Origin of the sequence: Vibrio sp. MMH1-50 (assembly GCF_022347645.1) — a bacterium.
Classification (GTDB): Bacteria; Pseudomonadota; Gammaproteobacteria; order Enterobacterales; family Vibrionaceae; genus Vibrio; species Vibrio harveyi.
Genome location: NZ_JAKRGG010000077.1, coordinates 1 through 4,366 on the forward strand (window position 1 = coordinate 1; position 4,366 = coordinate 4,366).

The 4,366-nt window shown below is 40.0% G+C and carries 6 protein-coding genes; all 6 read right to left on the reverse strand.

Annotated features, from left to right (window positions below; genetic code table 11):
• Window positions 1–180 precede the first annotated feature (180 nt).
• A complete protein-coding gene (locus tag MHO32_RS25350; protein WP_239214924.1) occupies window positions 181–846 on the reverse strand; it encodes a hypothetical protein in 666 nt (221 codons plus the stop codon).
• An 88-nt stretch (window positions 847–934) separates the two neighbouring features.
• The gene (locus MHO32_RS25360) at window positions 935–1,219 is read right to left on the reverse strand and encodes a type II toxin-antitoxin system RelE/ParE family toxin (protein ID WP_239214926.1); all 285 of its coding nucleotides are present in this window, start codon (window positions 1,217–1,219) and stop codon (window positions 935–937) included.
• The gene (locus MHO32_RS25365; RefSeq protein ID WP_005448240.1) at window positions 1,207–1,464 is read right to left on the reverse strand and encodes a type II toxin-antitoxin system Phd/YefM family antitoxin; all 258 of its coding nucleotides are present in this window, start codon (window positions 1,462–1,464) and stop codon (window positions 1,207–1,209) included. Before MHO32_RS25365 ends, MHO32_RS25360 begins: the two co-directional genes overlap by 13 nt.
• 103 nt (window positions 1,465–1,567) lie before the next feature.
• Window positions 1,568–2,050, reverse strand: coding sequence for an SEC-C metal-binding domain-containing protein (locus MHO32_RS25370; RefSeq protein WP_239214928.1), 483 nt, complete (start codon window positions 2,048–2,050; stop codon window positions 1,568–1,570).
• Between the two features lie 242 nt (window positions 2,051–2,292).
• On the reverse strand, window positions 2,293–2,487 hold the full coding sequence (locus MHO32_RS25375; RefSeq protein ID WP_239214931.1) for a hypothetical protein: 195 nt from the start codon (window positions 2,485–2,487) through the stop codon (window positions 2,293–2,295).
• A gap of 1,061 nt (window positions 2,488–3,548) precedes the next feature.
• Window positions 3,549–4,205 (reverse strand): GIY-YIG nuclease family protein, encoded by a 657-nt coding sequence (locus MHO32_RS25385; RefSeq protein WP_054963683.1) that lies wholly within the window; start codon window positions 4,203–4,205, stop codon window positions 3,549–3,551.
• Window positions 4,206–4,366: the final 161 nt, after the last annotated feature.

Sequence of the window (4,366 nt, forward strand, 5' to 3'; positions counted from 1 at the left end):
TCAAATATAAGCAGACCAATTGCAGCTCGTGCATTGATAGACAACCTTTTACACTCGCTCGTATATGAGTTCATTATTCTCTCTAATATGCATAACGCCGCATTAAGGTGTGAGCGACGCTTGGCTATACTTGAGCGAAGCGAAAGCGCCAAGCGTTGCGAATCACTCTTAAATGCTTTGTTAGCTGCGATGGTTAAAGTTTCCTTTGTGAACACCATCGCATAGAATCTTTAACCAAACAAAATACTCATCCATCGAAGGGTCTAGCTCCAAACTTTCGTCATTTCCTTTTTCATGTGAAACCAACATCAAAGCTCCAGAGTTAGGCTTAAGGTTAACGTAGTCAATGTTAAACTGAACTGACTCGTCTACCTTTCCAGGTAACCACTCAATTTCCGTTGGAAATCGGTAGATAAATTTATCAGTGGCAGCTAAAAACAACTCGACGACATCAATAAAATCTTCAGTTTCGGATTCCGTAGGGATGTAATACTCATGCTCCACTGCATTACGAACAGTATTTAGTTTTTTAAGGATTCTCGGAGTCACAACCCCACACCTTTCACAAAACCCCAAATAAGCATGAAAATTCGGGAAACCACGTCTTGGTTGAATAAAACCTAATGATTTAGCAATGGTTTCAACTTGTAAATGCAATGCACGCTTCGCATTTGATAATGCGTTAACTAAGATTCGACTGTGCTTCTGCCCATGAGATGACTCAATGTCTTCAATTGCGAAATCCAAATATACTCTCGGGGTTGTTTCCACTGGATATGAGATCTCTTCCCAACCCGATGAGAAATGCGGATCAAAATCGTCATAATTAGATGGTAATGGTATCACTCAACTGTCTCCTCTATGCTTTAGCAGCTAACGCCCTGTTAAGGTGTGAGCAACGCAATACTGAAGCCCCTGCATACCACCTTAAACACTAAAACCGACGCATAGTAAAAATGCCACGCGTTGCGAAAATAAACACTTTGTCACCGTCTTGTTTATAGAAAACACGACATGGATTAACGACAACTTCACGATAACTTAAATGTTCTAGCTCGGGTGGAATACGACCTGACTCTGGGAAAGTTTGTAGGCGTTCGACTTTGGAGAAGATCGTTTGTACTAACTGCTTTGCAGCTACGATATTTTCAAGTGCGATGTATTCAGCGATATCATTGAGGTCAGATAACGCTGGTTCAGTCCAGATTACTTCAGCCATTTTGACATTTTGTCCTTGGCTTCATCATGACTTACAACTTTACCATCAGCTAGTGCACGCTCACCTCGTGCAATACCCTCAAGAATAGCTAAACGATTTTGCATAAATTCGTAGTCATCAACATCAACTAGATACGCAGATGGCTTACCATGCTCAGTAATTAACACTGGTTCTTTGGTGTCGTGGAGATCGGCGAGGATCTTAGTTGCTTGACGTTTGAGTGATGTAACTAGTTCTACTTTCATGAGAGCTGCTCCAAAGGAATACTAAAGTGATACTATTCTATCACTTTGAGTATAGCAAGATCCATGACGGCTAACGCCCTGTTAAGGTGTGAGCAACGCATTGTTATATGAGTTTCCCACAGCAGTTTTTGTATTTATTTCCACTTCCACAATTACAGAGGCTATTCCGTGATAATGATGGCTCGTTACGCAACCTGTCTTCAATAACTTGTTCAAAAGCTAAAAGTTCAGACGAGTGGATAACTAATCCAAGATTATTAGGAATGCTCCCCACTGAAATTGATTTAGAGTCTGTTGGAACTTCTATGACAACCACGTCACCTGTAGTTGTATGTTGAGGACCTGCGTATAGAGTCCCCAATAATGCAATTCGAGTGCCTGCAACCAAAGCGCCTGTATGATCTACAAAACTACCAATATTTGCCAAGAATACAGGAGATCCTGATGAGCCTGGAAAACAAGCTGCGTCAATTAAAAACTCAGGCTTACCATTTAGGGGCAGTTTAGGGTGAGTTGCTGTAATACCCCTGCGAATGATCGGTAAATTATGCTTGGCATCCCATATCCCATTGGGATAACCGATCATAACGATTTCCTCCATTGAAGGAAGCGAGTTTAATAGTTGTTCATCAGCGAGAACTCCTTTGCCAAGAGGGATATAATAAAACCGCTTACCCTCGTGATCAGCTTTATTGAGAATCGGGCCAATAGGAATAATCGCTAAATCTACGTTAGGATTTGGATGAGGGATCCAATATTGAGAAAGGTTATCTAACGTAATTACCTCATGAGAGCCAAGTACTGGTTTATCGTCCTCACCTTTTAAGGTTAGATTAAAGCTACCAGTTTGAGCCCCAACACAACATGCTTATTAGTTACAATACAAGGGATACTTTGTTCTTCTTTTTCACAGAAGAAAAAGACATAACCACTTCCTGATGAACTGTTACCTTTACCGTCATCACAATTAATACGTACAGTACTATGGATAAGCTGCTCAATAGGATTTACATATTCACTCATAAATTATCTCAAAATCTGTTCTGTTGAAGAGTAAACTCATATAACGCCGCGTTAAGTGGTGAACAACGCTAACCACCTGACCTAAACCATTGTACCTTAAACACTTAACTCAACTGGAAGTGAATTCGCCAAGCGTTGTGAATCCGTCTTAAACGCTTTGTTATATTGATGCTGCCAGAACCAATTTATTGATTTAACTGGGATGCGAGCAACAGTAGCGAAAAAATAGCAAAGCTGTACCTGAGATCATTCCTAAGTTTTATCAACCTCTTATTATTCAGTTGATCCAGATCTTTGCCGAAAAGCATTGGGACAAATAAGAACATACCAAAATGGAACACTACGAACGGTGGAGCCCCTCTAGAACGCCAATGCTCATTCTCCATTTCATTCCATTCATCATAAAAACTCTTGCTGGATTTTATAAGCGGAAACAATGAAGCCAACACCGCACAAACCATCAGAGTGTTAAATAACTCACCCATTTTAATCCCTGAACTTGAAAAACAATATAACGCCGCGTTAAGGTGTGAGTAACGCAATACCGAAGTTTCTGCATTCCACCTTAAACACCAAAACTAACGCAAGTTAAAAATGCCAAGCGTTACGAATCACTCTTAAACGCTTTGTTATGTGCGTTCTCACAGCACCTAGATTAGCCAACTACTACAACTAATTTTTATGGGAGATTAGGACATATGATTTTGTATTTCTTGATCAATAGTAGCTTGATCAGAGGAATCTTTATCCAAAACCTTTAAAACACTTGCCCCTTGAATATCTCTTGTGTTTTTTGTAACAGTGTACCCGTGTGTAGAACACTTTAGGCACTCGTATAATAGAATATACGTATCATTTCCTGATATCTGCTTTTGACCATGATCTGACATACTCTCGCCACAACTAGAACAATTCCAATAATTCATTTTTCCTCCATTGTATTCCGTTCATTAATTTTTCTGTTTTGAGCACATAACGCCGCATTAAGGTGTGAGCGACGCTTGGCTATACTTGAGCGAAGCGAAAACGCCAAGCGTTGCGAATCACTCTTAAATGCTTTGTTAGGCGCGATGTGGGTTATATTTTTCATTCACCTCATTTGCGCCATCCTCATGAAATAAGTCTGTAGTGTTAATAATAGAGAAGGGATCAAAATCACTTATAAACAATTGTGCATTAAAAGATATCGACGAATCAGGTGAAAAGTACAACTCACTTTCGCCTTTACCATCAGTGATGAATCCTAAATCAGAGCGAGTAATAATCTGATCTACTAAATAACCACCAATTTCTTTTTCTTGAGTGATTTCTAGCCATACACGTTCTCTTGGTTGAACGATACGAACCGAAACAATATCAGGTTTAATCCATTGAGAGTATTTTGACATTAAGCCTTCAGTTATATCTATAGCAGAAAATGCATCTTCCTCAGAAGTGTTCCCAGCAAAGGTCTGTACCAGCTTTATAGCTTTGTCTAAAGGATACCTAAAAAACTCACGATTATTATTGACTCTAAAATCAGAAAGCTCTTCGTGAATAGCTTTTTCGGCATGATTGTAGTCATCACAAAACAATTCAAATGCCACGTGATAAGGTGTTGGGACTCCTGTTTTATATAGCTCTCTAGCCCTTGACCTACTGTCTCTACGAGTCTTGCCGATTTTTAATAAGCCGGGCATAGATTCATTTATTAAAATATATACGTATCCTGGATTCACAAGTTTCTCCTATCTCGCCTAACGCCCTGCTAAGGGGTGAGCAACGCAATACCGAAGCCGCTGCAAACCACCTTAATCACTAAATTCAACGCATAGTAAAAATGCCACGCGTTGCGAATCCCTCTTGAGCAGTTTGTTAGTCGCGAGGCACCGAGCGACAA

Excerpts from the sequence above, each read along its gene's own strand:
- MHO32_RS25360 (WP_239214926.1), bottom strand. The coding sequence starts at position 1,219 with ATGGCTGAAGTAATCTGGACTGAACCAGCGTTATCTGACCTCAATGAT.
- MHO32_RS25365 (WP_005448240.1), bottom strand. The coding sequence starts at position 1,464 with ATGAAAGTAGAACTAGTTACATCACTCAAACGTCAAGCAACTAAGATC.
- MHO32_RS25370 (WP_239214928.1), bottom strand. The coding sequence starts at position 2,050 with ATGATCGGTTATCCCAATGGGATATGGGATGCCAAGCATAATTTACCG.
- MHO32_RS25375 (WP_239214931.1), bottom strand. The coding sequence starts at position 2,487 with ATGAGTGAATATGTAAATCCTATTGAGCAGCTTATCCATAGTACTGTA.